This window comes from Vibrio sp. V39_P1S14PM300 (assembly GCF_009904765.1).
Taxonomy (GTDB): Bacteria; Pseudomonadota; Gammaproteobacteria; order Enterobacterales; family Vibrionaceae; genus Vibrio; species Vibrio proteolyticus.
The window spans coordinates 1-26,487 of the sequence record NZ_WXWP01000037.1 but is presented as its reverse complement, the minus strand read 5'-3'; the positions used below and the strand labels follow the sequence as shown (position 1 = coordinate 26,487).

The window sequence follows — 26,487 nt, the reverse complement described above, 5'->3', positions numbered from 1 at the left end:
AAACAAAACGTTAAATTCAAAGTTTTATTCCGTTTCAAACAAATGCTTAAATTCAGCATTAAAAATGTAACCAGTTACGTAATTTAATTACACTCAAATACAAGGCAATTTAGAGTTTTAAACGCACGTATGAATATCGACGTGCATGACAACAGCCGGAGTGCATATGGCGGGAGAAGTGGTATAGAGAGGCCAGTCAAACAAGAACGGCTCACGGAAATGTAAAATTAACATTGTCAAATTTCACAATTTTATGAAAGCTTCACTAAAGAACGTCTGTGAAATTTTACAAGTTAAAATTAACGCACAGGATAAAATGCTAGAAAGCACACAAAAACCAGTGTGCTTTCCGAGGAAAATGGTAAGAAATGGGGATAAGACTTAGGGCTAAAGTAGACCGGAGACCACCTCAGCCAATTTATTGAAGGTATTTACCCGAGACGAACTCGGCCGCCAGACAAGGCCAATTTCACGATATGCCTGCTGACCCGGAGGTTCAACCACCACCAGATTCTGATTATCCAGCAAGCCATGTTCAATCGCCATCTGCGGAATAAACGTCGTTCCAAGGCCATTCGCGACCATCTGGACCAGGGTGTGTAAACTGGTCGCAGTAAATGGGTTGATCTTCTCTTTGTCAGTCAGTTTACAGGCCGACACCGCATGCTCGGTCAAACAGTGTTCTTTTTCGAGCAAAAATACCGACTCATCCGGCAAATCATCATACTTGATCGGCACCCGGATACCATCGGCCTGATGACGGCTGATCACCATTTTGAACGGATCGATGCCCACCACCCGGCTCTCCATGCCATCAATTTCAACCGGCAATGCCAGAATCAAAACGTCCAGCTCACCGTGACGCAGCGCGGTCAACAGGTTTGTGGTGGTGTCTTCGCGCAATAGCAGGTTCAATTGCGGAAAACGGCCATTCACTTCCTGCACCAAATCACCGAGCAAAAAGGGCGCAATGGTCGGAATACAACCAACTTTCAGCTGACCTTGCATGGTGTCGCCCTGGCATTGATTACCCAATTCGACCAGATCCTGGCCTTTCGCCAACAAGTCTCGCCCGTGCTGAACCACCAGTTCCCCTGCTTGAGTAAACACCAACGGACTCTTTTTGTCTTTTTTCTCGTACAGCGGGCAACCGATCAAAGTTTCCAGATTCTGGATCCCTTTGCTCAGCGTCGACTGACTGACAAAACAACGCTGCGCTGCATCGCTGAAATGACGCGTTTCATACAGCGTCACTAAATAATGTAACTGCTTTAAACTTGGCCATTTATTCATTGCTTCACTACTATCTGCGTCAATCTACAGAGCACCACGCAGCCCTCTATCTATTTACTTGGTTAAATCGCTTTTTTCGATTAACTCAATCTATTTATTTCGCTTTTTTCAATACTACAATCTGTACTATAGTTTGTCTCGTACAAACACGGACCAAAGCCGGGCATCTTGCCCGGCTTTGGCACTAAACCATTCATCTTAGGAGCAAAAAAATGGTACTAGTAGGTCGTCAAGCCCCTGATTTTACTGCTGCAGCAGTGCTAGGTAACGGTGAAATCGTTGATAACTTCAACTTTGCAGAATTCACTAAAGGTAAGAAAGCTGTCGTATTTTTCTACCCACTAGATTTCACTTTCGTTTGCCCATCTGAACTGATCGCATTCGACAACCGTTTCGCTGACTTCCAAGCGAAAGGCGTAGAAGTAATCGGCGTATCTATCGATTCTCAGTTCTCTCACAACGCATGGCGTAACACTGCTGTTGAGAACGGCGGTATCGGTCAAGTTAAATACCCACTGGTTGCTGACGTTAAACACGAAGTCGTTAAAGCGTACGATGTAGAGCACCCAGAAGCCGGCGTTGCTTTCCGTGGTTCTTTCCTAATCGACGAAGAAGGCGTAGTACGTCACCAGGTTGTTAACGATCTTCCACTGGGCCGTAACATCGACGAAATGCTGCGTATGGTTGACGCACTGAACTTCCACCAGAAGCACGGTGAAGTTTGCCCAGCACAATGGGAAGAAGGCAAAGCAGGTATGGACGCATCTCCGAAAGGCGTAGCAAGCTTCCTGTCTGAGCACGCTGGTGACCTGGCTAAAAAGTAATTCACTTTTAACACCCCGCTCAACGGGTGAATGGTTGGACCGAGATAAAGCATAAGCGCACAGCGCATCGCCAATCAGTTAAAAGTAAAGTCTGATAAAGCCCGAAGTGAACGCTTCGGGCTTTTTAATGGCTGCTCGTGACGGTTTACGCTGGTCCGCAGACGAGCAATGCATTTTCCCCAAAAGACACCAATATCTCTCATCAGACAAAACATATCGGTTCCAAGACTTTCTCTCCTGCGGCTCTTTAAAGTCGAAAACGCTGTCATTAAGATGAAAGCAGCTCAATTCCGGTCTGCCGCCCTGGCGTCGGACTCACTCTTTACATGGAGATTCAACATGGCTCATTTTTCTCTGGCCTTTGGTACGGCTACCAAAAACCGTGACGGTAAAATCATCGAAGCATTTTTCCCTCATCCGGTACTCAACCCTAGCGACGAATTGGTTGCAGATCTGGCAACCGTCAGTGGTTACACCCAAGGCAATCAAACTCTGGAAATCAGAGCCGAGCAAAGCGCCGAGCTGGCGCAAGCGTTTGAAGCTCACGGTGACCAGGCGAATGCTGCTTTCGCAGCCAAAGCCGCAGCATCTGCACAACCATTGGTGCTGGTGATCCTGGCAGAAGACCAACAACCTCAGTCTGTTGCCGAAGGCTTCCTGAAACTGCAACTGATCTCGAACCGCCTGGTGCAACCACACGGCACCGTGCTGGACGGCATTTTTGGCCTGCTGCACAACATCGCCTGGACCAGCGAAGGTCCGATCGATCTGCCTGAACTTGCTGAGCGCCAAATTGAAGCTCGCCTGGCTGGCCGGGCTTTGAGTGTCGACTGCGTGGATAAATTCCCGAAAATGGTCGACTATGTGGTACCAAACGGCGTACGCATTGCAGACACCTCACGTGTCCGTCTTGGCGCACACGTGGGTGAAGGCACCACAGTGATGCATGAAGGCTTTATTAACTTCAATGCCGGTACAACAGGCGTCAGCATGGTCGAAGGTCGTATTTCAGCTGGTGTGGTAGTCGGTGACGGTTCCGACATCGGCGGTGGCGCATCGATCATGGGTACACTGTCTGGCGGTGGCAAAGTGGTGGTCTCCATTGGCGAAAACTCACTGCTGGGTGCCAACGCAGGACTGGGCTTCCCACTGGGTGATCGCTGTACCGTTGAATCCGGTCTGTATGTCACTGCCGGTTCAAAAATACGCATGCTGGACTCTGACGGCAACGAAGTCGAAGTGGTCAAAGCGCGTGATCTGGCTGGCGTCTCGGATCTGCTGTTCCGTCGTAACTCAGTCACCGGACAAATCGAGTGCCTGGCGAACAAGACCGCGGTAGAGCTGAACAGCGAGTTGCACAGCAACAACTAACGCGCACATTGTGAACTGAAATGAGCCGGGCCAAACGCCCGGCTTTTTTATCGCTGGGTTGCAACTTCCATTTCCATTCGTCTGACCATCTGCCGGACACTCGCCATTGCAATCACTTTGTGCCAAGGAATGATAGCCTGCAGATACCAATATCCCAGCCGAGAGTGAGTGGTCACCATGGTGGAGAGTGTAAACTCCCGCGGCATACGACGATAGACGGACAGCGATACTTGCATATGCCGCTCCTCACTGGTGCAGACGATTTCATTCTCCGTCAAGATGTCAATCTGATGTAAACCACTTCCCTGTCCGGCTCTGAGTTCCGCCAATGACACCGTCAGGCCAACAGGTTGAACCCGAAATCCCAACGGTTTTACCAGCGCGTTACGCAACAGCATCATACGTTCCACAAAACCGGGCAAGCGAGCAAACACTTCCGCATACACCTGATCAGGTTGCCATGCAGGCTCCGCATCGGGCAGAACAAAGCTTACGGCATCACAAAAGTCACACTGCGCCCGCCGGGTTATCAGGGCGCTGTGTTCTGGCAGCGTGTCGAACCTGGCCATAATTGCTCCTTAAGCATGGCAAATAAAGGCTGACGTACTTCCTGCCCGCCCAAAATGGCTAAGAGCAAAAGTCCCCCAGGGATCAGGAGTACCAGCAACATTGGTCTGAGTACGTATGAAAAGCAAAAAATTGCTGGCAGGAAAATCAGCCACTGCCCGAACGTTTTAATAAAATCCATGATTCACCCCCAAAAAGTGAGCGCGCTCATTTTTTTATAATTGAGCACGCTCAGTTTGTCAATAACTCAGCCCAAGGGTATGATCAGCCAAGTTTTCGTATCAGAGATCCCAAATGAGTAAACGCACACAGACCCGAGAACGTATCTTGCAGGCTGCTTGGCAGCTGTTTGCCGAATCCGGCTATGAAGAAACCACCACCCGACAGATCGCCCGGCAAGCTGGAGTGGCCGATGGCACTGTGTTCAGCCATTTCCCTAATAAACTGACCCTGCTGCGCGAAGGCATGCTGTCTCAACTGACCCAGTTAAGCCAGCAGGCGTTGACGCAACACTCGGGCAACGGCGAGTTCGATACCGGTATGCACCTGGCTCGCACGTACTACCAGTATTACTTTGCCAACGTTGCGCTCAGTCGCGCTCTGCTGAAAGAGGTCATCTGGGATTTGGAGTATTATCAGAACTTTAACCAACAGCTGTTCGACCATGTCAGCCAGCCTCCGGCATTGAAAGCAAAGCTGCCGCTATTGATGGACTGCTACTTCATGACGCTGATCCGCCACCTGAGTAAACCCGACCCTGATGTGTCGCAAGCATTGCATGAGCTGGAAAGCAAATATCGCCAGATCCTGGCTTCATCTCCCCATTAACGTAACCCCAATGTTCCTATGCGAACATTTTAACTCTCAGTTTGGTCTGACCAGTAAATAAACAAACTGGTCATCGGTCACCCTATCGCACCGCCAGTGTGCCACTAAAATCACAGATTCATCACTAAGCACTTAGCCTTCGGTTAATAAAATGTAATATCAACAACCAGTTATGACAAAAAGCGTATATTAACCCGTTGTTGTTATTCCCTGCCTTAGCAGTTTCACGTCAATTTTGATTCGTTTTTGCGCAAATGATGATGCATTTAACAAAAATTCCACTTTTAGTTAATAATTTTATGCTCGAACGCTCATTTTGAGTGTTTGTTTATTTTCGCAATCGTTTAATTGTGCAGAATTACACCATGCCAGATAACAATGACACAGGCATAAGTGAAACTAACAAGGACTCTTACCATGACGACACAAAAACAACCGACACTCTTAGGTGAGTGTCTGGCCGAATTTATCGGCACAGGATTGCTGATTTTCTTCGGCGTAGGCTGCGTAGCCGCTCTGGTACTGACCGGAGCCCAGTTCGGCCAGTGGGAAATCAGTATTGTTTGGGGCTTTGGTGTCTCCATCGCCATTTACTGCACCGCTGGCGTATCCGGCGCCCACATTAATCCGGCGGTCACCATCGCTCTGGCGGCATTCCATGGCTTCGATAAAGCCAAAGTCATTCCGTACATCATTGCTCAAATGCTGGGCGCGTTCTGCTCTGCGGCGCTGGTGTACAGCCTCTACAGCAACCTGTTTACCGACTACGAGATTGCGCACAACTTTGTCCGCAGTAGCGAGCAGGCCCTGGCCACCGCTGGCATTTTCTCAACCTATGCGAACTCCGCTCTGAGCATCTCCGGTGCCTTTGCCGTTGAGTTTGTGATCACGGCCGTGCTGATGTTTGCCATCCTGGCGTTGGGCGATGAAAACAATGGCGCCGCACGCGGAGCGATGAACCCTCTGCTGATCGGTATTCTGATCGCGGTGATTGGTGGTTCACTGGGTCCATTGACCGGTTTTGCGATGAACCCGGCCCGTGATTTTGGCCCGAAACTGTTTGCTTACCTGGCAGGTTGGGATTACGCCCTGTCCGGCGCGCGTGATATCCCTTACTTTATTGTTCCACTTTTGGCGCCGATATTTGGTGCTTGTTTCGGTGCCTGGTTGTACCCGAAAGCGATTGGCGCTTACCTGCCACAACAGGGGCATGGCTGCACCATTCCAAATCAATGTGAAGACGTAGAAACCAATGAAGAGGCTCGCGTCTAACGCAGATCGCCTAAAATTACAGATAGAAAAGAATACAAGGATTCCAACATGAACGAGCAAAAGTACATCGTCGCCTTAGACCAGGGCACCACCAGTTCACGTGCCGTTATTCTGGACCACGACGCCAATATCGTCAGCGTCGCTCAGCGCGAGTTCGATCAAATCTATCCGGAAGCGGGCTGGGTTGAACATAACCCACTGGAGATCTGGGCCTCTCAGAGCTCCACCATGGTGGAAGCACTGGCAAAATCGGGTATCCGCAGCGACGAGATTGCCGCCATCGGTATCACCAACCAGCGCGAAACCACCATCGTGTGGAACAAAGAAACCGGGAAACCAGTGTACAACGCGATTGTCTGGCAGTGCCGCCGCACCGCCGACATCTGTGAAGAACTGAAAAAACGTGGTCTGGAAGAGTATATCCGTGACAATACCGGTCTGGTTCTTGACCCGTATTTCTCAGGCACCAAAGTTAAGTGGATCCTCGACAATGTCGAAGGTGCGCGTGAAGATGCCGAAGCGGGTAAACTGCTGTTCGGTACGGTCGATACCTGGCTGGTGTGGAAAATGACTCAGGGCCGTGTGCATGTGACCGACTACACCAATGCCTCGCGCACCATGCTGTTCAACATCAATGACCTGCAATGGGATCAGAAGTTGCTGGATGAGATGGGTATCCCTGCTTCTATGATGCCGGAAGTCAAACGTTCTTCGGAAGTGTACGGCCAGACCAACATCGGTGGTAAGGGCGGGACTCGTATCCCAATCGCCGGTATTGCCGGAGACCAGCAAGCCGCGCTGTATGGTCAGATGTGTGTCCAGGCCGGTCAGGCGAAAAACACCTACGGCACCGGCTGCTTCCTGCTGATGAACACAGGTCAGGAAAAAGTAACCTCAAGAAACGGCTTGCTGACAACTCTGGCGTGCGGCCCGCAAGGTGAGCCAGCCTACGCACTGGAAGGCGCAGTCTTTATGGGTGGTGCATCTATTCAGTGGCTGCGTGATGAACTTAAACTGATCTCAGACGCGCACGACTCTGAATACTTCGCGACCAAAGTGGACACCTCAAACGGCGTCTATGTGGTTCCAGCCTTTACTGGTCTGGGCGCGCCATATTGGGATGCCTACGCTCGCGGCACCATCGTTGGTCTGACCCGCGGCGTGAATTCAAACCACATCATCCGTGCCACACTCGAAGGGATTGCATACCAAACCCGTGATGTGCTGGATGCGATGCAGGCCGATTCCGGTATCCGCCTTTCTGCGCTGCGTGTGGACGGTGGCGCGGTGGCGAATAACTTCCTGATGCAGTTCCAGTCAGATGTACTGGATACACCAGTGCACCGCCCGCAAGTGACGGAAGTAACGGCGCTGGGCGCGGCGTATCTGGCGGGCCTGGCTGTTGGGTTCTGGAACAGTATTGAAGAAGTGAAAGACAAAGCCGTGCTGGATCGCACCTTCTTGCCTCACCACGACGAAGAGAAACGCGACCGTCGTTACAAAGGCTGGAAGCGCGCAGTCAAATGTGCCCAAACCTGGGCTGAGCTGCGTGCCAGCGAAGACTAACCCTGGTAATAGCGATTAATGAGCAAAAGAGCGTTCTATGAACGCTCTTTTTGCGTTTCGGCCCCGATTCCTGAGGATTGTTGCTTCTCGACTCCGAAAATTTGGCGCACAATAGCGTGAGTGAGCATTTTCGAAGATTTCCGGCGCGTTCCGGACACATCAGGGAGTCATGTGTGAAACAAATTCCACGCCACCAGCAGATTATTGAGCTGGTCAAAAAACAGGGTTATGTCAGTACCGATGAACTGGTTGAGCGTTTCAACGTCAGCCCGCAGACCATCCGCCGAGACCTCAATGAACTGGCCGACGAAAACAAAATCCGTCGCTACCACGGTGGTGCTACCATTCCTCTCAGTTCTGAAAACACCTCTTACTCAACACGCAAATCGCACAACTTCACCGAAAAAGATCTGATCGCAGAAGAGCTAGTCAAACACATTCCCAACGGGGCCACGCTGTTTATCGACATCGGCACGACTCCGGAAGCCGTCGCCCGGGAATTATGCAAGAACCACACTCAACTGCGCGTGGTGACCAACAACCTTAACGTTGCCAGCATCTTATTGCCCAACCCGGAGATCACCGTGATTCTGGCCGGCGGTGAAGTACGCAACCGCGACGGCGGCATTGTCGGCGAAGCCACACTGGATTTTATCAAACAGTTCCGTCTCGACTTCGGCATTCTGGGCATCAGCGGTATTGACCTGGACGGCTCGCTGCTCGATTTCGACTACCATGAAGTACGCGTCAAACAGGCAATCATCGAAAACAGCCGCAGCGTATTTCTTGCCGTCGACCACTCCAAATTCGGCCGCAATGCGATGGTCAAACTGGGAAATATTGCTCAGATCCATACGCTGTTTACCGACCAGGCGCCACCGGCAGAGATTCAGGCAATTTTGCGCGAGCATCAGATCCCAATGGAAGTGGCTGCCGAACGCTGATCGCCCCCGCCTAGTCACCCGAACTGATAACCTCTTCGACTAACGAAGAGGTTTTTTTATGTCCAAATCACACAAAACGCTCAAAAACGAAAATAAAAGATGATCACAAACGAAAGTCACGCTATAGTTCCTTTATCTTCTTAAATGCTCGTTCGCTCAAACTTAACAAGGTCAGTAACTATGGATATGAAGAAGCAAGACAAAGACACTCGCCTCCTCGATATGCTCATTATCGGTGGCGGAATTAACGGTGCCGGTATCGCCGCCGATGCAGCAGGTCGTGGTTTAACAGTTGGCCTGTTTGAAGCGAACGATTTTGCTTCTGCTACCTCGTCGGCCAGTTCAAAACTGATCCACGGAGGCCTGCGCTACCTGGAGCACTACGAGTTCCGTCTGGTTTCGGAAGCGCTCGCTGAACGCGAAGTGATCCTGAAAAAAGCCCCCCATGTGGCTCAGCCGATGCGCTTCCGCCTCCCCCATCGCCCTTACCTGCGCCCGGCCTGGATGATCCGTTGTGGTTTGTTCCTGTATGATCACTTGGGCAAGCGCACGACACTGCCGGCGAGCCACACCGTGGATTTAGCCAAGTCCGGCCTGTTGAAAGAAGAGATGAAAGTCGGTTTCGAATACTCAGATTGCTGGGTAGACGACGCGCGCCTGGTACTGCTTAATATTCTGGCCGCACAAGAAAACGGCGCCGAAGTGGCCAACTACTGTAAAGTCGACAGCGCCGTCCGTGAACAAGGTATCTGGCGTGTCACCATCACCAATCAGATCACCGGTGAGCAGTTCGAACGTCGTGCCAAAGCCCTAGTCAATGCAGCGGGTCCTTGGGTCAAACAGTTCTTTGATGACGGTCTGCACTCACCGTCACCTCGCAACATCCGCTTGATCAAAGGCTCACACATTGTTGTGCCACGCGTACACGATGAAGAGCAGGCTTACATTCTGCAAAACAAAGACAACCGGATTGTGTTCGTTATCCCGTATATGGATGAGTTCTCGATCATCGGCACCACCGACGTAGAATACCAGGGTGATCCGCGTGAAGTGGCGATTGTGGATGATGAAGTTGACTACCTGATCGACATCGTGAACCAGCACTTCATCAAACAACTCAGCCGTGACGATGTGGTCTGGACATACAGTGGCGTCCGTCCTCTGTGCGATGATGAGTCGGATTCTCCTCAAGCCATTACACGTGACTACACGCTGGAACTTGAACAGGAGATGGACCAGGCGCCATTGTTGTCTATCTTTGGCGGCAAACTGACCACCTATCGTAAGCTTGGTGAAGCCGCGATGAAAAAACTGGAACCTTACTTTGCGAACATGGGCAAATCCTGGACCGCGAACGAAAGTCTGCCTGGCGGTAACTTCAGTTGCAGTCGCGCGCAACTTGCTCAGTCACTGCGTGATCAATACCCTTGGCTAACCGAAAAATTGGCGATGCGTTATGTGCGTCAGTTCGGTACTTACACGCGTAAGATGCTGGCCAACGTTGATACCCTGGAAGACATGGGAGAATGCTTTGCCGAAGGCGTTTACCAGCGTGAGATCGACTATCTGATCGACCATGAGCATGTTAAGACAGCCGATGACTTGCTGTGGCGTCGTACCAAGCTGGGCCTGTATCTGGATCAAACGGCTCAGCAAGCGGTCAGCGACTACATCAAAGCGCAGCATCCGGAAGATAAAGTACTCAGCCTGTGTAAGGTCAGCTAAGTAAACTTATTGAAATCCTGTGTGAAAAGCCTGCAAATGCAGGCTTTTTTATTGGACAGTAATACGCCACACCTCCCATAATGCGACAGTACTCGACCACATTCATGACCGGCGAGCTGAACCAAAAAAGGAAGCGCTATGGGATTTATGATTGAGCAGTGGGATTTCACCCCACAGCCTGCACAACGGCTGGAAGCGGACAGCAACGTCATCCAAGCCAATCATTGGTATCACTGTGAACGTCAGCATCCGGACATCCGTGACTGGTTGCTGAACAATCAGATCCCCAAAAGTACGGTAAAACACCTGCTCGCTGATGAATCTCGTCCCTCTTTCCATCAGTACGATGAGCAAAATTTCATGCTGATCCTGCGGGGCATGAACATGAATCAGGATGCCGCCCCGGAAGACATGCTCAGTGTTCGTATTCTGTTTTACAACGGAGCGTTGATCTCCACCCGCAAAGTCCCCTCGCGTGCCATTATGGAGATCCGTCAGGCTCTGGCTGAAGAGCGCGGCCCCAAACAACTGGCAGATCTGCTTATCCAGATCATCGATGGCCTCAATGGCAAAATTGATCAACATTTAGAAACGGTCGAAAACCGAGTGGATGAGTTGGATATCGATGACGAAGACAGCCATGATATTATCCCAACCCAGAAAGCCTTGCTGGCCGTTAAACGCTTTATACGTCCACAGCAATACGCCATTCGGGATCTGGCCGAATCCGACGTAAGCTTGCTGGCCAGCCGGCCACACCAGATCCGTTACGCGCTCAACAACATCACCCGCATCAACGAAACCATCGACTTCTACCTCGGTGAACTGGAGCTGTTTAAAGAAGAACTGCATCAGCGCCATGAAGAGAAAGTCAGCCAGAACAGCTACCTGTTTACGGTTGTGGCTACGATTTTCCTACCCACCAGCTTCTTAACCGGGTTACTTGGGATCAACATCGGCGGGATGCCCGGCGTGGAATCGCCGATGGCCTTTACCTGGTTCTGTATCGCCCTGATCGCGATCTTTGGTGCAGAATGGTTGCTGCTGCGCCGACTGCGCTTTGTCGGCAGATAACGCCGCGACGACGCAATCACCGAGGCGTATTGCTGAGAATGGCAATACGCCCGGCCTCTAGCCTGGATGTCCGTCCTGACGCGGCGTTACCAGCATGTAACCGAAGCGCCACAGATACAGTCCGAACGCCAGTACCCAAAGAGCGGCACTGATGTCTAGCCACCACATCATAAACTGGGGCAGCAACGCCACACCCAGCCCGCGAACCAGCGCCGCCAGCACAATCGCTGCGAATGCGAGACGCATATCCGGCCCCTGATAAATGGCCCGTCCGGTGTGCCCCATAGTCACACGTGCGATCATGGCCAGAATGACCCCACCCAGCGCGCCAATGGCAAACAGGTGAATCATGTTGTGCTGCGCCAACGGATTGGGCCACAAGCCGCGCATCAACAAGCTCAGAGGCAAACACAAATAACCGGCGTGCAGCGACCAGACCAGCGGCTCGCTCAAGGTTGTCCAAGGTCTCCAACGCCACATTCTCACCAGTTGCGCTGCGCCAGCCAGCACCATCAGTCCGCGCCCGAGTTCAGCAAAGACCAGCGGAAAGAAACTCAGCACAAACAGGGCCACCAACGGCAGATTCGCCGCCCATTCCAGCCATGTTAACGGCTGGGCTTTGTCGAACTGAAAACGGCGCGCGGTAAAGAACGGAATCACCCTCGCCCCCATCACTGACAACAACAGAGTGAACCACCACAGCATCGCCTGCCACACTGCCGCACTGCTGAACGGCGGCATACCTTTGATCGTGGCGTAGGCTGCAAAATTCGCCACCAGCGCCAATAACAACAAAGGCACAAAAAACAGATTCCGCCATCCACGCGCTTTGACCACCCGACTTCCCACCTCCACAGCCACCAAGAGTAAGAACAGCGCCTCAATGGAGGAAATCAGCCACAACGGCGTCGGAGTCCAGAACAAAATACGCGGCGCCAGCCACAGCCCCACTAACAGCGCCAAACGGTAATGCTTGGTGCCATTGATGCCAGTCCAGTTTTGCACCGCAGTCAACACGAACCCGGCGACAATGGCCATGGCGAAACCAAACAACATTTCGTGCACGTGCCACCACAACGCCGGGACACGCAACCCTGCGAGTTGTCCATGCTGAAACATCCACACCCAGAGAGGAATGGCAATCAGCGCGTACGTCGCACCAAGCAGGAAAAAAGGACGAAATCCCAAGCGCAACCACGCCGGGATCTTTTCTTCAACGCGTTTATCAGTAATATTGAGCAAGACGGAACTCCAAAGCAGCCAGTCAGGCATTGACCATCATAAAAACTTATCTGACCAATGCAGCTTTTGTTCCAACTAAACAAAACCAAGAGAATCAATACATTGAATGACAGTGTGGTCATATTGACTCAACCAAAAACAAGTCAATATGACTCGATGGAATCAATAAAACCTTCTCAGCCGACTCACAAGGAAATTACCATGTACATTTTTGGCTACGGAAGCCTGATTAACGCCGCCTCTCGTCAACTTACAGGCCAGACTGGCCAGGCCATTCCGGCGATCGCGCATGGATTGGTGCGCTACTGGGGGAAAATTGATGACAGCTACACCCTGTCGCCACTGGTGGTTAACCGAGGAGAAGGTCAGGTCAATGGCGTTTTGCTTGATATCGATCCGGCAGCGTTGGAAGAGTTTGACCGCCGCGAGCGAGGCTATCACCGCGTCGCCATCGATGCAGAGCAAATAGAAACCGAGCATCACTTCGAACGCGGACAAACCATCTGGGTCTACGTTAAAGACACACCTGAGCCACCTTGCTCGCTCAGCCCAATCATGCAGACGTACGTTGATACTGTCCTGGCCGGCTGTCTGAACGTGTCCGCCCAATTTGCCCGTCACTTTGTAGAACATACGGTGGGCTGGCACTTCCCTCTGGAAAATGACCGTCAGGATCCCAAATACGGTAACCTCGCCGGTGTGGAAGCCCACCATCAACCCGTGATTGACGCCTTGCTGGCCGAAGTTCGCTAAATGATATCGCGGCTCAACATGACGATGTGCGACTGAGCAGCCATTTCACGCTGAACCAGATCAACAACGTCGCCGCCACGGCCACATAACCATCCACGGCATAATGCCAGGCCAGATGAACTGAGCCTACTTGTATCAATGCGGCGTAGCCCCACATCACCCATCCGAGGCGTTTATTCACCTGATAAGCGCCCAGTGCGAACAACACCGCCGAAGCAACGTGCATGCTCGGCATAGCCGAGATCCCGGAGCCTAACTGCGTTCCACGATGAGTATGTGCCTGCCAAAGCAGATCCTGAACATTGAGTGCCCAGAGTTCAAAAAACTGCGCCGACTTGAGGGCAAGGTTTTGCTGTTCGAGTAACGCCATTAAGGGCTGATAGCTGCTGTTGGCCGGCTCAAGCAGTTGAATAAAACATGGCCCGGCGGACGACAGCGCAATCGCCAGCAGATTCCCCAGCACAAACCAGCACACCAGCAAACTGAGCAAAAACTGCAACCGCAAACGTTGCTGACGACACACGCAGACAAAATACAGAAAACTGCCCCACAAAAAGAAAAACCACAGGTGATACAACACATTCAAAAACAGGGATGCGTACTGATTGGCAAACACGGCATGTGTCAGTTGCCATGGATCCACGCCGCCATGCAGCCATTGATCCCAACGATAAAACGCCTCATCAAACTGGAATGGTTGCAGCTCGGGAATGATCTCTTTGATGTAGGTGTAATTGGCGAAACAGATGTTGAGCAGCAAGATCCTGACCGCAAACGTGAGTGGTCGGTTCAGAGGCCACACCATAGCCTTCACGGCCTGATAAAATTTCAGAAACGGCCTCGGCTCGCGCTGAAACATCAGACGAAAATAGTAGTAAATCACCCAACAGATAAACGTCGCGCTCAGGCAGGTTGAGATCAGGCTGAGGTACACATCAAACTGGTACTGATAGACGATGCGTTCGCGGTTGAACCACACTATCACCGCCGTGACCAGAGACGAAAACAGCACAAACCAATACAGCAGTCGATCCTGGTATAAGTCCATTCTGACTGCCTGCCAATCCACCTGAAGATTAAGTTTGCTGCGACTGAGCTCGGCCACTGAGCCTCCGCCTTGGTATCCTTACCTTATTTCAGTGTAGTCTTTTTCTCGCCATTGTCGCCCAGACGCGCTTGCACTAGTTGTCTTAACCAACCGCTTTTGTCATCCAGTGTGCGGGCTTTCAGCCACAGCATCGAAATGTCAAAATCTCCCACCGCCACAGGAGGCGGGGCAAACGCGAGCGCATCATCAAACCCACTCGCCAATGCCATTTGTCTGGGCACAATAGCCACCAGAGGTCGGCGACTGAGCAAACTGCGAATGGTCAGAAAGTTGCGCGACGCCACAGTCACACGACGTGTCAGCCCATGCTCTGCTAGACTGGCGTCCACCGGCGTGCTTAGCTGACCATCGGGGCTGACCAGCGCCTGCTCGATTGAAGCAAACGTCGCAACATCATCAAGCGCCTCCATAGGGACGCAATTGGGGTCGAACAGACACACGTGCTGCTCGGTATAGAGCCACTGAGTCTCAAAAGCCTCAGCGGGCTTCGCAATACTGCCAATCACCAAATCCAGCTTGTCCTCCTCCACCACTTTTTGGTAATTGTGCCGATTGACATTCACAAAGCTCACCTGAGCCTGAGGAGCTGCGGTGTGAATCGCATCATAAAGATCCGGCGCATAAATAAACTCGGCATAATCGGTCAACCCGATTCGGCAGACTCCCTGATATTCAGCCGGAATAAATTCCGGCACGGTCAGCAATTCACTCTGGACGGTGCAGAGGATCCGTTCAATGATCGGCGCCAACTGGTGCGCGACCTCCGTCGGCTCCATGAGATAACCCCGACGCTCAAACAACGGATTGTTCAGCCATTGCCTCAGACGCGACAAACTGTGGCTCATGGCCGACTGGCTGACATGACACTGCTCCGCAGCCAGACTCACACTACGATACTGATAGAGAAACGAAAAACTGACCAGCAAATTAAGATCAATACTTCTCCAGTTGATATCCGTACGCATTTTCACAATATCCCATCTTATTCATGTTAATTATCTAAACTATTAATTTGAGTCATTATAAAGCAAGCCTTAGATTAAGCCTGTTGTTCATGTTCAGAGAGTCATCATGTTCTCAATTTTCAAAACCTTTTTTGCGCTCGGTTGGATAAGTTTTGGCGGACCAGCGGCGCACATCGGCTACTTCCGGACAACCTTCGTTGAAAAACTGAAGTGGCTGGACGATCACGAATACGCGCAACTGGTGGCGCTGAGTCAGTTTCTGCCTGGTCCCGGCTCCAGTCAGGTAGGTTTCGCTCTGGGTTATAAACGCGGTGGTTTGGCGGGCGCATGTCTGGCTTTTATCGGTTTTACACTGCCCTCTGTTCTGTTGATGCTATTACTGGCAACGCTCAGCAGCCAGTTCACCGATGCCAGCCTGTTTCACCATGCGGTACACGGGCTGAAATTGCTGGCCGTAGTAGTGGTTGCCGATGCTACGCTTGGCATGTATCGCAACTTTTGCCAGAACCGCCTCACCGTCACGCTGTGTCTGTTCACTGCCATCACCTTATTACTGGTGCCAGGACTATGGGCTCAAATCACCGTACTGGTCGGCTCGGCCGTGATCGGTGTGCGATATCTCGCTCAAAGACCGGATTCGACGGAGGCTCAAGAGACACTATCGACGAACATCCTTCCCCTATTCTTGTTTGCTACCTTACTGATTGCGCTCCCCTGGCTCGCCAATCTCAATCCGTCACTGGCACTGTTCAGCCACTTTTATCAAGCTGGCAGTCTAGTGTTTGGCGGTGGTCACGTAGTATTGCCGCTGTTGCAAAACCTCATCGGCGAACAACTCTCCCGTGATGTCTTTCTGACCGGCTACGCCGCCGCTCAGGCGGTTCCGGGCCCGATGTTTACTTTTGCCACTTACCTGGGGTTTGAACTGCTGCCCGATGCTCCGCTGCTCGGTGCCCTTCTGGCCACTCTAGCGGTTTTTCTACCGGGATTTCTGCTGCTGCTCGGAGTACTGAAAAACTGGCAGCTTCTGGCCCGCCGGCCAGCTATCTCAGGTGCGGTGAACGGAGTAAATGCATCCGTGGTGGGCTTGTTGTTATCTGCGTTGTACACGCCAGTGTTCACCAGCGCCGTCTCGGCTCCGCTGGATTTGGCGATGGTGTTGCTGGGCGTTTACCTGCTTAAACAGTGGCGCCTGCCGATTGTCTGGATGGTGGCGTTATTTATTTTTAGTGGGCTGATACTCGGTAGTTTTTAAGCGTTCGCGTACACACCCACCGCCAAACAAATAAAAAGGAGAGCCGATGCTCTCCTTTTTGACGGTTGGAATCACCGAATGATCCTGATTTCAGGTTTTGATATCCATTTCGCGCACTTCAGCCAGCGCCCGTTCAAGATTTTCGTTGGCCACCGGATAGTATGACGGACTCTTGTCTATCGCTTCCTGGAGATAAGGGATCGCCTCTTCGGGACGATCTTGCAAGATCAGAAAATAACCAATGTTATTAAGCGCTTCCGGTTCACTCATATGACGGCTGAAAATATTCAGCGCCTGACGCATCTTACCTTTGGAAATGTAGATCAACGCCAAGTTATTGATCGCCCGTTCATTGCCCGGATCCAAACTCAACGCCCGGTTGGTATATTGCTCTGCATCGTTGTATTCATCCGACATGTAGTATGAATACCCGAGATTCACCAACGCGCTGACATTCTGGGCATTCGCCGACAAGGCTTTATTGTAAAGGCTTTGCGCCAGCACATGCTCGTCTTTGACATCATACAATACCCCAATCCCCACCAGTGCTTTCAGCGGTGATTTAGCGTCTTCTTTCAATTGCGCCACTTTGTCTTCATTGAGATTACTCAACGTCAGATCCGGTTTACCACCCAGGCGAATCTGGTCCGCATTAATCGCTTTGAGGAAATACCCCATCGCTTCATCTTTGCGACCCTGCTTGGCGTACATGACTCCCAGCTCTTCCAATGATCCGGGAAAGTTCGGATTGGCATCGATCGACGCCAGAAATGCCTTCTCCGCCAGTGCATTGTCTTCGCGGGTCAGGTGAATACGGCCAATGGTATACAGCGTTTGATCTTTGTATTGTGCATTCTGAAATGACAGCGAACGTATGTACTCATACAGCGCCAGATCCACGTTTTTTTTGGATAACGCGACATCACCCCGGGTGATGGCTTCTTTCTCCGTTTTGGGCGGCGCATCGCTGGTCAGCGAGTCCACCGGTTTACCGGCATAAAGCGTATCGTCAAAATTCGGACCTTGTGGCCCTGTGCTACACGCTGTCAGTACACCGAGGGTGATGACAACCATTCCCTTTTTCATCCACATAACGCCCCCTTACTTAGCAAAAGCTTCAGACAGAGAAATCAGAGCCGGACCGATTGCAACGATAAAGAAACACGGCCAGATAAACAGCACCATCGGAAACATCATTTTTACCGGAATTTTTGCCGCAATCTCTTCCGCAGCCTGCTGACGTTTGTCCCGGTAATCTTCAGTATATTCACGCAAAGAATTGACCAGACTGCCCCCAATACGTGATGCATGGCTGAGCATACTGACCAGCCCCATCAACTCTTCCAGACCAGTACGAACCACCAGCTCTCGCAGCGCATCCGGCATGGTGACCCCCGCTTTAATCTTGACGCACACCGTATCGAGTTCATCGGCCAGTTCCGGGTGAGAGATCACCAACTCGTCGGCCACACGCCGCAAAGAGGCATTAAACCCCAACCCCGACTCGGTACAGACCACCAGCAGATCCAGCGCATCAGGAATACCGGCACGAATGTTCTTTTGTCGGTTTTTGACCATTCTGGCCAAGACGATGTCCGGCAGGAACAAGCCCAATCCCACCGCAAACACCATGCTCAGAACCAGATATTTAGAATCCGGAATCGACAGATAAATAATGCTTGCGGCCACCAGCCCGACAATGGTGGTCACCGATTTAAGCGAATAAAACAGTGACAACGCGTTGCCGCGATGGAACCCAGCGTGCATCAATTTGGCACGGGTACTCTGACGCTCTTTGTCACTTTTCGGCGACATGATCGGCGCCAGTGACTCCAGAGTTGAAAATACGTTCGGGTTCGGTGTCACATCGGCTTTCTCTCCCGACAACTCCGCCAGTTTTCTTTTCATCGGCGAACGTACGCCGATCAACACGGAGCCGACAGTGAGTACTAACAACATAGTAGTAATCACGACAAAAGCGATAAATAACAGCTCTTGGTTGACCAACAGAGAATTAAACCAGGAACGAATGGCATCAGTATTCATGATTCACACCTCGATGTTGATGATTTTACGAATCCACAAGGTGCCGAGGAACAACGCCACCATCCCGCCGCCCACCAGCTTGATCCCGGTCGGGTGAGTATGCAAGGCCGAGATATAGTCCGGTTTGATCAGCGCAATAATGATGTAGAGCGCAAACGGCGCCAGCACCAGTACCCAGGCCGACATACGGGACTCCGCAGAGATGGTCCGGATCTTACGCCCGAGTTTAAATCGTGCCCGCAACAGCCGAGACAACTTGTCGAGGTTTTCGGTTAAGTTACCGCCGGTCTCTTTCTGCAACAACACCGCACTGGAAAATGCCAGCATCGACACGGTAGGTGTCCGTTCGGACATCTGCGTGACCGCCAAACGGATATCGTATCCGTAGTTCAGCAGGTTGAACGTATTGCGAAATTCAGAGCCGATGGGCTCAGGCATTTCCCGTCCGACTTCACCGAACGCCTGGTTGATCGGCTGGCCGGCCTGCAATACCCGTTTGATAATGTCCAGCGCCTCAGGCAACTGCTCTTCAAACTTCATCAACCGATCGGAAATGCGTTTACTGATGAAGAAATGTTCGGCTCCCCAAACACTCAGCGCGCCACCAAGACAGACATACCAGACCTGATCAAACAACACCAACACCAGCGCTGCGGTAAAGGCCAGCAAGAAAGATAAAAACATGAACTTACTGAACGACATTTGAATCCCAGCCAGCTCGAGCTTTTTCTTAAAGCCTTCAAAATACGAGAACTGAATCAGCCATTTCTCCAACGGAGAGAGATCCTTAAGCGCATTTTCTCTCAACAGGGAAATGCTCTCCTGATCGATGTTGCGCTGACTGTCCCGCAGTCGCTTCACCAGTTGTTTGTGCCTGACCTTCTTCCCGGCCGACGGCAGGATCAGCGCCTGGCTGATGAAAAACACCGACAAAAACAACAGGATTAAAAAGATGGGTAATTGGCTATCCATAGCGCCTCCCTAATTAACGAGCCTTGTCGTTAAAAATTTCAAACGGAACATCCAGCCCGCGTTTGACCAATTGATCGTGGCAATGCGGCACTATCCCCGTCGGCATGTACTGACCAATCACGTTGCCATTTTCGTCGACCCCTTGACGCTGAAAGCGGAAAATCTCAGACATGGTGATGATATCGCCTTCCATACCGTTGATTTCCTGCACGCTGACCATACGACGTTTACCGTCTTCCAAGCGCTCCATTTGCACCACAATATGGATCGCCGAGGCAATCTGGGAACGCAGGTTTTTGGTCGAAACATTCCAGCCAGCCATAGAGAACATGTTTTCTATCCTGCTCAGGGCGTCGCGTGGTGTGTTGGCGTGAATGGTCGCCAGAGAGCCGTCGTGACCGGTGTTCATCGCCGACAGCATATCCACCGCTTCGCTGCCGCGCACCTCACCAATCACAATCCGGTCCGGACGCATCCGGAGTGAATTTTTCACCAGCTCACGCTGAGTGATTTCCCCTTTGCCTTCTATATTGGCCGGGCGGGTTTCGAGACGAATGACATGCGGCTGTTGCAATTGCAGTTCCGCCGAGTCCTCGATGGTGACAATACGTTGATCTTTCGGAATAAAGCCGGAAAAAATGTTCAAAGTGGTGGTTTTACCCGAACCGGTCCCCCCAGAAATCAGGATATTCATTTCCCCCACCACGGCGGCTTCAAGAAACTTGGCCATTGGTGGCGTCAACGAGTTGAGTTCCAGCAGGTTATCCATCGTCAGACGATCCACCGAGAACCGGCGAATCGAGACTGATGGCCCGTCAATAGCCAGAGGAGGAATGATGGCATTAAAGCGGGAACCGTCTTTCAGGCGGGCATCCACCATAGGAGAGGACTCATCAATACGCCGGCCGACCTGGCTGACAATCCGGTCAATGATGTTTCGCAGATGACGCTCATCCAGGAAGGTATGAGGCGTTCGCTCCAGCTTACCGAACCGTTCCACGTAGATATTTTTCGGCCCGTTGACCAGAATATCGGAGATGGTGCGATCTGACAGCAACGGCTCCAGCGGCCCCAAGCCAAACACTTCATCTTCAATCTGCGCAATGATTCGGGTACGCGCTTCCGAACTCATCGGGTGGGTACGGTCATCATTGAGCAGGTGAATGATGGCTTCACGCAATTCCGTCCGGGCTCGATCCTCTTCAAGGTGAGAGAGCAGGCCTAAATCAAGCGTATCCAGCAGCTTCTTGTGGTAGTAATGCTTAATTTCCATCTCCTGCTCAAGCTGCTTTTTCTGCTCTTCGATAAACTTCACTTTGGCGTCAATGTTGGACAACTTGGTGCCGCTTTCTTCTAGCACTTCGGCCGCTTTCAGCTCTTCAGAGCGTTGAACCAGATTACCGAGAGAGCTGGTTTCTTCGTAGTCGCTGTTGATGGCTTTTCTTTTGAAAAACATAGCTCCCCCTTAAGAAAAGAGTTTCTTGATCCAACTGGCGTTTTCCTCATCAGGCACTTCCAGTTTGTGTGAGATTTCGGCCAGAGACGATTTCAGTGCACTGTTTTTCTTCGACTGAACAATCGGGCTACCCAGGTTGGCGCATTCCATCGCCAGGTTGAAATTGTTTGGCACCATGTGCACCGGTACGTTCGGAATCGCTTTTTCAATGTCTTTGGTCGAGATCGAGGCCTTTTTGTCATAGCGGTTCACCAGCAGTTCTATCTGGCTTTTGTTGAGACCAAAATCGTATTCCAGACTACGCAGGTACTGCGACGCATGTTTCACCGAAATCACGTTCTGCTGCATCACCAGAAAAACCCGCGTGGCAGGAGAGACGATTTTCTGGAACATATGCTCCACCCCACCGGACATATCCACAATGATGTGTGCGTAGTACTGTCGCAGTTCAGGTAACAACGCGCTGACCCGTCCGGCGTGGTCGTGGTTGTCTTTGAGACTCAAAGGATCAAAACCGAGGTAATTCAGCCCAGAGTGATGTTTGTGTACCAGTCCTTCCAACGACATTTCATCCAGATCATTCAACGAATCGATCACGCTGTTGATGCTGTACTTCGGTTTGCAGTCGAGGTAGTCCGCGCTGTCACTGAATCGCATATCCAGGTCGACCAGCAACACGCTGCTCTTGGCGTAACCGGCCAGCTCAATTGCCGTGTTCAACGCCAGCGTCGTTGCCCCCGAGCCCCCTTTGGTATTCAGGAATAACGTCAGGCTGCCCATTTTCCGGTTCGCCACCTTATCGTCCGCTACCTCTTTGAGTAGTGGGTAGAGCTCTTCAAACATCACCTGATCGGAAAAGTAATCCGACGCCCCGAGGCGCAGCGCCATTTTAAGCGAGGGGGTGTCGTGTTCGTCACCAAAGACGATCAACGACGTGTGGGCATTCTGGAAGTTTTCACCATTGGAATACACATGAGCGACTTTTTGCGCCCATTTGTCACCGGTTTCGATATAGACCAGATCCGGGATCGGTTTGCCTTGAATTTTTTCTAGGTTGAAGTCACTGAGTTCTATCCATTCAATATTGAGATTAAGACATTTGGATAACTCATTACTCATGTGAGCTTTAAAGGTTGGCGTTGAATACACCGCCCACAACACCAGGTTGGTCTTGAGGGAGGCGTATTCATTTTCCACTTTCACTGGCTTCAGCATGGCTATCTCCATTAGCAATCTGACTTGTCCGTACTGGTCGGACTGGTCGGCCGAAGAATCCCCAGACTCTCAGCCGGCAGTATGGTTTCAAAGCTGGGCGCGGTGCCGATGGCGTTAATCAACGCTGACAACACAAAAAATCGGAAGGTATAGTTCACCGAGCGCGCTTTGACATACTTGATTTGTGAAAACTGTGCATCCAGCGTGGCATTGTCCGCTGGCGGCGTGGATAAAAAACCGGACACATCGACTTCATTACCGTTCTGATCCAGATAGGTAATTTCCAGGTTGTTTTTGGAAAAGCCCGCCGGATAGAGGCCGGAAACTGATTCCATTTCAGGAATATCGTCCCGGTCGGCGATATAACACACCGTGGCCAGCCTGACCGAGCGCCTTGTCACTTCGTTCACCATCTGAATCGAATAGAAATAAGCCGCAAACTCCAGAATGGCGAAGATAATCAGCAATACCGCCAGCGCAATGATCAGGAACTCCAATTGCGTGACACCACGTTGTAAACGGTGCAATCTTAATATCTTCATGGCGCTGTCCTCATTTTCGATGAGGCCGCTACGTTAAACGCCAGTGAGACGTCGGAAAATGGCAGTTCAGAGAAAAACGGCTCATAAACGAAGCTGGCCGACAGGGTCACTTCTTTGCTGATCGGCGTCGGTTGCGTGATGACAATATCGTCAGCTGAGATGTAATCGATCATCGGCTCCGAACTGTCATTCACCTGCGGATTACCATAAATCACCACGTTTTTGATGCTGCCTTCATCCGCTATCGCGGTAAAATCGAGCGTACCGTAGGTATCCACGACCGCATAACGCACACCATTTTGCAGTGCTTTGTTAAGTTCGGTGTACTGGATCAATACCCGTCCAACGTCCAGAACCAGTACCGATAGCATCAACAACACGGGTAAACAGATGATGAATTCCAGCGCTGCCAACCCTTGCGATTTTTTCTGATGGTTAACGGGAGTAATGACACGCATATTATGACACTCCCCCTAGCGGATCCTTATACAGCTGGATGCGATACAAACCGACGTCACTGGCTTCAATACCCGTCGAACCGTTTTTGATCGGGCAGTCATACAGGAACTGGCCAAACACGCTCGACTGACCGGAGTTTTCCACTTTCTGCAACAAGAAGAAGCAACCGAAGCCAAGCACATCCAGATCGGTCTTACCGCCTGCGTCGGTGCAGTTCACGATGGGAATCCGCAAGATACGGCGCCCCGCTTGCCCACTTTCTATGTAGTCGTTCGGTACGCATGAAGCTTCGGCACCATTACCTTCACAGTTTCTGAGCTCGTTGAGGTAATCGCTGTAGTACAGATCTCCAGCATAAGGCGTATCTGACTCAGCCAAAGTATTTGGCTCACGAACATAGAGATCCGGCAAGACGGTACCATCGTTAGGAATCGGTCCGGTAAAATCGTTCAGGCGTGTATTTAATCCTTGCGCCACCGGGCCAATGCTGTTCCCCGGCTTGGTGGTTACCGTATCCCCAATGGTGGCACAGCCGTTATACTCTCCGGACATCGCCTTACGTACCAACGCGGCACCGCCGCCATTGCCATCCCCTTGACCAAAGTCGAGCAGCTGAAAATTCCCGGGGCCCATGCCGGAGTTATCCTGATCTCCCACTTTCAACTCATGAATCTGATCTGGCAAATTGATGTCATCGTAGATATCTGGGTCGTTCTGATAGCCCCACACAGCGTCCTGCCCAGCGACCGGATCACCACATACCGCCATCGGTGTTATATTGCATGAGTAAGTGATGGCCGCACTGCGACCAGCCACAGCACTGGCTGCCACCGCTTTGTTGATACCAAACAATGAGCTGAGAAACTCGGTCAAAGAGACATCCGTCACCGCCACGCGCACATAAATGTCCGCATCTTCCGATGGTGGTGAAAAGCTCGCGGCAGGGACAAAGGTCTGATAGTCATAAGAAAATGTGACAGCAATGTTCTCTGCGGTGTACGTCAGTTCTGAGTTTCCGGTTGACGTGGCAAAACTGTTCATTGCAGCAATAGCGGCAACTTCAGCCTGATCCACATCACCTGTGTCGTCTGCCACCACCGCACCGGCCAAAGCGGCCGAATCAACGGCATTTTGCAGCCGGGTTTTGTTCAGCACCATGTGGTTCAAATCCAGACTGAATGCTGCGACACCCAACAACAGCAGCATAATCAGACTGATCAATACCAGCGTAATGCCTTTTTGCGTTCCTTTACGTCGGCCATGATGAAGCACTAACATAGCCCCTCCTACGTGATAGAAATCACTTACTCTTTGGCGACTCCATTATTGTTATAAACTTCCAGACTGACGTATGTTCTTTCCCCACTTCCTTCAGGCAGGTAACCCAGGTTTTCCTGCCATGCGGTGGGGTTCAGGGTTTGTTCCGCTCTTAACTGGCTGACTGACATCCCCATACTCGGCTCATTGGCGCAGCCCAGCAAAACGAGCGACAGTGCTCCGGTTAAGGCAATATGTACGCTTTTCATCTCGTATTCCTCTTACAGACTGTGGCCGAACTTACCTTCAGAGCCACCCTCAGACGACGTATAGTTATAAGACTCTGCACTGCCCTGACTGGTGGTTCCGCGTTTGTATTTGCTGTAGTCAAGACGAGCCCCGCGACCCAGTAAGTAGAATTCCACATCGTTCGGACTGACAAAGCCATCCGTAGGTAACGACACTCGGCGACGGTCAATAGGCTGAGCCAGGCGCGGCGTCACCAAAATAACCAGCTCAGTTTCACCGGATGTAAATTCCTCACTCTTGAACAGTTGCCCCAATACCGGAATATCCCCAAAGCCCGGCATACGGCTGTTGACGTCGCGCGCATTCTCACTGAGCAACCCGGCGATACCGATGGTTTGACCGTCGGCCAGTTCGAGGGTGGTCCCGGCACTGCGCTTGGTGATTGGCGGAATAAAGAAGGCCGCATTCACGTCGCCTGGGTTGTAAGTCAGTACACCTGAGTTAGCGATCTCACTGACATTCACCGACAGTTTGAGGTTGATTTTCTTGTCACTCAGCACGTACGGAATGAAATCCAGCGCCACACCAAACTCTTTATAGGCGATGGTGATGCCATCATCATTGGGCACCGGAATCGGGAACTCCCCCCCTGCCAGAAAATCGGCCTTGGTGCCGCTCAGTGCGGTCAGACTGGGTTCCGCCAGGACTTTGGCCACACCGTTCTGCTTCGCGATATCTAAAGCAAATGTGAACAAGGTATTGCTGTCGATAAACGAACCGAGAAAGCCGAAATCATTTGCTGCAGGGATATTGAGAATCGGACCAATGCTGTCGATTGCCGCCCCCGCTGAAGTGGTTCCCCAGGTGAAATCTCCGCTCTTTTGGAAAAAGTGGAAGTTCGAATCAAAACGTCTTACCAGCGTGCGCTGTACCTCGGCCACGGTAACCTCCAGGGTGACCTGTTGAGCACCGCCAATGGTCAGCAAATTAATCACCGAAGCATCGTCGTCATTCTTGTCGTCCCCCTCATCCGCCGCTTTCCCGGCAGCAAAGGTTTCAGCAATCTTCACTGCGGTATCCATGTTCTGCTGATTACTCACCAGACCACGCAGGACGATTTTCTCCTGAGAGCTGTAGACTTCAATCCGGTCGTTAGGCAAAAACTGATGCAGTTTAGCTTTGAGCGTATTAAGGTCATGCGTTACTTCAACGTTAAACGACTCAATTAATCGACCGCGGCGATCCCACACAGACACATTGGTGGAGCCAAGCTTTTTCCCGACCAGGAACAACTCATTTGAGCGTAACACCAGAATGTCGACTACCGACGGATCCCCTAACGTCACTTTCTTCGCCGCCCCAGAAATCACAACCTGAGTCGACTGATGATGAGCAACACTGACAACCTTGCCGGATGGGATCGTGGCAGCGTGAAGCGCAAAACTTGTCATAAGTAAATGACATATCACGAATATTATTCTTTTCATAAGTCACCTAATTACTT

General features: G+C 51.4%; 25 protein-coding genes. 10 read left to right on the top strand and 15 right to left on the bottom strand.

The genetic code is table 11. The annotated features are described in order from the left end of the window. Positions 1–387 precede the first annotated feature (387 nt). Positions 388–1,293: a hydrogen peroxide-inducible genes activator gene (locus CAG65_RS02255; RefSeq protein WP_021705914.1), complete on the bottom strand. Its 906-nt coding sequence runs from the start codon at positions 1,291–1,293 to the stop codon at positions 388–390. Positions 1,294–1,505: 212 nt separating this feature from the next. Here CAG65_RS02255 and CAG65_RS02250 point away from each other — a divergent pair, with 212 nt between their 5' ends. Then, positions 1,506–2,117, top strand: coding sequence for a peroxiredoxin C (locus CAG65_RS02250; RefSeq protein WP_021705915.1), 612 nt, complete (start codon positions 1,506–1,508; stop codon positions 2,115–2,117). A gap of 339 nt (positions 2,118–2,456) precedes the next feature. Then, the gene (gene dapD, locus CAG65_RS02245; protein WP_161451891.1) at positions 2,457–3,488 is read left to right on the top strand and encodes a 2,3,4,5-tetrahydropyridine-2,6-dicarboxylate N-succinyltransferase; all 1,032 of its coding nucleotides are present in this window, start codon (positions 2,457–2,459) and stop codon (positions 3,486–3,488) included. 47 nt (positions 3,489–3,535) lie between these two features. Here the strand turns inward: dapD and CAG65_RS02240 are convergent, their stop codons facing one another. Further along, positions 3,536–4,057 (bottom strand): DUF2867 domain-containing protein, encoded by a 522-nt coding sequence (locus CAG65_RS02240; RefSeq protein ID WP_161451889.1) that lies wholly within the window; start codon positions 4,055–4,057, stop codon positions 3,536–3,538. A gap of 292 nt (positions 4,058–4,349) precedes the next feature. Here CAG65_RS02240 and CAG65_RS02235 point away from each other — a divergent pair, with 292 nt between their 5' ends. The 6 genes from CAG65_RS02235 to CAG65_RS02210 all read left to right on the top strand — a co-directional run bounded on the left by CAG65_RS02235 (position 4,350) and on the right by CAG65_RS02210 (position 11,464). Further along, positions 4,350–4,883, top strand: a complete 534-nt coding sequence (locus CAG65_RS02235) for a TetR/AcrR family transcriptional regulator (protein WP_161451887.1) — start codon at positions 4,350–4,352, stop codon at positions 4,881–4,883. Between the two features lie 417 nt (positions 4,884–5,300). Continuing rightward, positions 5,301–6,155 carry an MIP/aquaporin family protein gene (locus CAG65_RS02230; protein ID WP_161451885.1) on the top strand — a complete coding sequence of 285 codons (855 nt, stop codon included), beginning with the start codon at positions 5,301–5,303 and terminating at the stop codon, positions 6,153–6,155. A gap of 48 nt (positions 6,156–6,203) precedes the next feature. Continuing rightward, on the top strand, positions 6,204–7,721 hold the full coding sequence (glpK, locus tag CAG65_RS02225; protein WP_021705921.1) for a glycerol kinase GlpK: 1,518 nt from the start codon (positions 6,204–6,206) through the stop codon (positions 7,719–7,721). Positions 7,722–7,894: 173 nt separating this feature from the next. Beyond that, positions 7,895–8,665 carry a DeoR/GlpR family transcriptional regulator gene (locus CAG65_RS02220; RefSeq protein WP_161451883.1) on the top strand — a complete coding sequence of 257 codons (771 nt, stop codon included), beginning with the start codon at positions 7,895–7,897 and terminating at the stop codon, positions 8,663–8,665. Between the two features lie 186 nt (positions 8,666–8,851). Then, positions 8,852–10,390, top strand: a complete 1,539-nt coding sequence (gene glpD / locus CAG65_RS02215; RefSeq protein WP_337247539.1) for a glycerol-3-phosphate dehydrogenase — start codon at positions 8,852–8,854, stop codon at positions 10,388–10,390. Positions 10,391–10,528: 138 nt separating this feature from the next. Continuing rightward, the gene (locus CAG65_RS02210) at positions 10,529–11,464 is read left to right on the top strand and encodes a CorA family divalent cation transporter (RefSeq protein WP_161451881.1); all 936 of its coding nucleotides are present in this window, start codon (positions 10,529–10,531) and stop codon (positions 11,462–11,464) included. 57 nt (positions 11,465–11,521) lie between these two features. Here the strand turns inward: CAG65_RS02210 and CAG65_RS02205 are convergent, their stop codons facing one another. Further along, positions 11,522–12,706, bottom strand: coding sequence for an NnrS family protein (locus tag CAG65_RS02205; protein WP_161451879.1), 1,185 nt, complete (start codon positions 12,704–12,706; stop codon positions 11,522–11,524). Positions 12,707–12,907: 201 nt separating this feature from the next. Between CAG65_RS02205 and CAG65_RS02200 the strand changes: the two genes are divergently transcribed. Beyond that, positions 12,908–13,459, top strand: coding sequence for a gamma-glutamylcyclotransferase family protein (locus CAG65_RS02200; protein WP_161451877.1), 552 nt, complete (start codon positions 12,908–12,910; stop codon positions 13,457–13,459). 13 nt (positions 13,460–13,472) lie between these two features. Here the strand turns inward: CAG65_RS02200 and CAG65_RS02195 are convergent, their stop codons facing one another. Both CAG65_RS02195 and CAG65_RS02190 read right to left on the bottom strand, forming a co-directional pair. Further along, complete coding sequence (locus CAG65_RS02195; RefSeq protein ID WP_161451875.1) at positions 13,473–14,564, bottom strand: phosphatase PAP2 family protein; 1,092 nt, start codon at positions 14,562–14,564, stop codon at positions 13,473–13,475. A gap of 26 nt (positions 14,565–14,590) precedes the next feature. Next, positions 14,591–15,532: a LysR family transcriptional regulator gene (locus CAG65_RS02190; RefSeq protein WP_161451873.1), complete on the bottom strand. Its 942-nt coding sequence runs from the start codon at positions 15,530–15,532 to the stop codon at positions 14,591–14,593. A gap of 106 nt (positions 15,533–15,638) precedes the next feature. Here CAG65_RS02190 and chrA point away from each other — a divergent pair, with 106 nt between their 5' ends. Next, positions 15,639–16,787 (top strand): chromate efflux transporter, encoded by a 1,149-nt coding sequence (chrA, locus tag CAG65_RS02185; protein ID WP_161451871.1) that lies wholly within the window; start codon positions 15,639–15,641, stop codon positions 16,785–16,787. A gap of 90 nt (positions 16,788–16,877) precedes the next feature. Here the strand turns inward: chrA and CAG65_RS02180 are convergent, their stop codons facing one another. From CAG65_RS02180 to CAG65_RS02135, 10 genes are read right to left on the bottom strand one after another with little or no spacing between them, the layout of a single operon-like run. Next, complete coding sequence (locus tag CAG65_RS02180; protein ID WP_021705930.1) at positions 16,878–17,879, bottom strand: tetratricopeptide repeat protein; 1,002 nt, start codon at positions 17,877–17,879, stop codon at positions 16,878–16,880. Between the two features lie 9 nt (positions 17,880–17,888). Next, positions 17,889–18,833 carry a type II secretion system F family protein gene (locus CAG65_RS02175; RefSeq protein WP_161451868.1) on the bottom strand — a complete coding sequence of 315 codons (945 nt, stop codon included), beginning with the start codon at positions 18,831–18,833 and terminating at the stop codon, positions 17,889–17,891. A gap of 3 nt (positions 18,834–18,836) precedes the next feature. Further along, a complete protein-coding gene (locus CAG65_RS02170) occupies positions 18,837–19,805 on the bottom strand; it encodes a type II secretion system F family protein (protein ID WP_021705932.1) in 969 nt (322 codons plus the stop codon). Positions 19,806–19,818: 13 nt separating this feature from the next. Continuing rightward, positions 19,819–21,261, bottom strand: a complete 1,443-nt coding sequence (locus tag CAG65_RS02165; protein WP_021705933.1) for a CpaF family protein — start codon at positions 21,259–21,261, stop codon at positions 19,819–19,821. A gap of 9 nt (positions 21,262–21,270) precedes the next feature. Then, positions 21,271–22,476 (bottom strand): AAA family ATPase, encoded by a 1,206-nt coding sequence (locus CAG65_RS02160; RefSeq protein WP_021705934.1) that lies wholly within the window; start codon positions 22,474–22,476, stop codon positions 21,271–21,273. A gap of 11 nt (positions 22,477–22,487) precedes the next feature. Further along, positions 22,488–23,012 (bottom strand): TadE/TadG family type IV pilus assembly protein, encoded by a 525-nt coding sequence (locus CAG65_RS02155; protein WP_443098366.1) that lies wholly within the window; start codon positions 23,010–23,012, stop codon positions 22,488–22,490. A gap of 2 nt (positions 23,013–23,014) precedes the next feature. Continuing rightward, the gene (locus tag CAG65_RS02150; RefSeq protein ID WP_021705936.1) at positions 23,015–23,476 is read right to left on the bottom strand and encodes a TadE/TadG family type IV pilus assembly protein; all 462 of its coding nucleotides are present in this window, start codon (positions 23,474–23,476) and stop codon (positions 23,015–23,017) included. Position 23,477: 1 nt separating this feature from the next. After that, positions 23,478–24,755: a pilus assembly protein TadG-related protein gene (locus CAG65_RS02145; protein WP_161451864.1), complete on the bottom strand. Its 1,278-nt coding sequence runs from the start codon at positions 24,753–24,755 to the stop codon at positions 23,478–23,480. A 26-nt stretch (positions 24,756–24,781) separates the two neighbouring features. Next, on the bottom strand, positions 24,782–25,003 hold the full coding sequence (locus CAG65_RS02140) for a hypothetical protein (RefSeq protein WP_021705938.1): 222 nt from the start codon (positions 25,001–25,003) through the stop codon (positions 24,782–24,784). 12 nt (positions 25,004–25,015) lie between these two features. Further along, a complete protein-coding gene (locus tag CAG65_RS02135; protein WP_161451862.1) occupies positions 25,016–26,470 on the bottom strand; it encodes a type II and III secretion system protein family protein in 1,455 nt (484 codons plus the stop codon). Between the last annotated feature and the right edge of the window lie 17 nt (positions 26,471–26,487).

Bases quoted from the DNA above. Each gene is read 5' to 3' on its own strand.
- CAG65_RS02255 (WP_021705914.1), bottom strand. From the start codon at position 1,293: ATGAATAAATGGCCAAGTTTAAAGCAGTTACATTATTTAGTGACGCTG.
- CAG65_RS02250 (WP_021705915.1), top strand. From the start codon at position 1,506: ATGGTACTAGTAGGTCGTCAAGCCCCTGATTTTACTGCTGCAGCAGTG.
- dapD (WP_161451891.1), top strand. From the start codon at position 2,457: ATGGCTCATTTTTCTCTGGCCTTTGGTACGGCTACCAAAAACCGTGAC.
- CAG65_RS02240 (WP_161451889.1), bottom strand. From the start codon at position 4,057: ATGGCCAGGTTCGACACGCTGCCAGAACACAGCGCCCTGATAACCCGG.
- CAG65_RS02235 (WP_161451887.1), top strand. From the start codon at position 4,350: ATGAGTAAACGCACACAGACCCGAGAACGTATCTTGCAGGCTGCTTGG.
- CAG65_RS02230 (WP_161451885.1), top strand. From the start codon at position 5,301: ATGACGACACAAAAACAACCGACACTCTTAGGTGAGTGTCTGGCCGAA.
- glpK (WP_021705921.1), top strand. From the start codon at position 6,204: ATGAACGAGCAAAAGTACATCGTCGCCTTAGACCAGGGCACCACCAGT.
- glpD (WP_337247539.1), top strand. From the start codon at position 8,852: ATGAAGAAGCAAGACAAAGACACTCGCCTCCTCGATATGCTCATTATC.
- CAG65_RS02210 (WP_161451881.1), top strand. From the start codon at position 10,529: ATGGGATTTATGATTGAGCAGTGGGATTTCACCCCACAGCCTGCACAA.
- CAG65_RS02200 (WP_161451877.1), top strand. From the start codon at position 12,908: ATGTACATTTTTGGCTACGGAAGCCTGATTAACGCCGCCTCTCGTCAA.
- CAG65_RS02190 (WP_161451873.1), bottom strand. From the start codon at position 15,532: ATGCGTACGGATATCAACTGGAGAAGTATTGATCTTAATTTGCTGGTC.
- chrA (WP_161451871.1), top strand. From the start codon at position 15,639: ATGTTCTCAATTTTCAAAACCTTTTTTGCGCTCGGTTGGATAAGTTTT.
- CAG65_RS02180 (WP_021705930.1), bottom strand. From the start codon at position 17,879: ATGTGGATGAAAAAGGGAATGGTTGTCATCACCCTCGGTGTACTGACA.
- CAG65_RS02175 (WP_161451868.1), bottom strand. From the start codon at position 18,833: ATGAATACTGATGCCATTCGTTCCTGGTTTAATTCTCTGTTGGTCAAC.
- CAG65_RS02170 (WP_021705932.1), bottom strand. From the start codon at position 19,805: ATGGATAGCCAATTACCCATCTTTTTAATCCTGTTGTTTTTGTCGGTG.
- CAG65_RS02165 (WP_021705933.1), bottom strand. From the start codon at position 21,261: ATGTTTTTCAAAAGAAAAGCCATCAACAGCGACTACGAAGAAACCAGC.
- CAG65_RS02160 (WP_021705934.1), bottom strand. From the start codon at position 22,476: ATGCTGAAGCCAGTGAAAGTGGAAAATGAATACGCCTCCCTCAAGACC.
- CAG65_RS02150 (WP_021705936.1), bottom strand. From the start codon at position 23,476: ATGCGTGTCATTACTCCCGTTAACCATCAGAAAAAATCGCAAGGGTTG.
- CAG65_RS02145 (WP_161451864.1), bottom strand. From the start codon at position 24,755: ATGTTAGTGCTTCATCATGGCCGACGTAAAGGAACGCAAAAAGGCATT.
- CAG65_RS02140 (WP_021705938.1), bottom strand. From the start codon at position 25,003: ATGAAAAGCGTACATATTGCCTTAACCGGAGCACTGTCGCTCGTTTTG.
- CAG65_RS02135 (WP_161451862.1), bottom strand. From the start codon at position 26,470: ATGAAAAGAATAATATTCGTGATATGTCATTTACTTATGACAAGTTTT.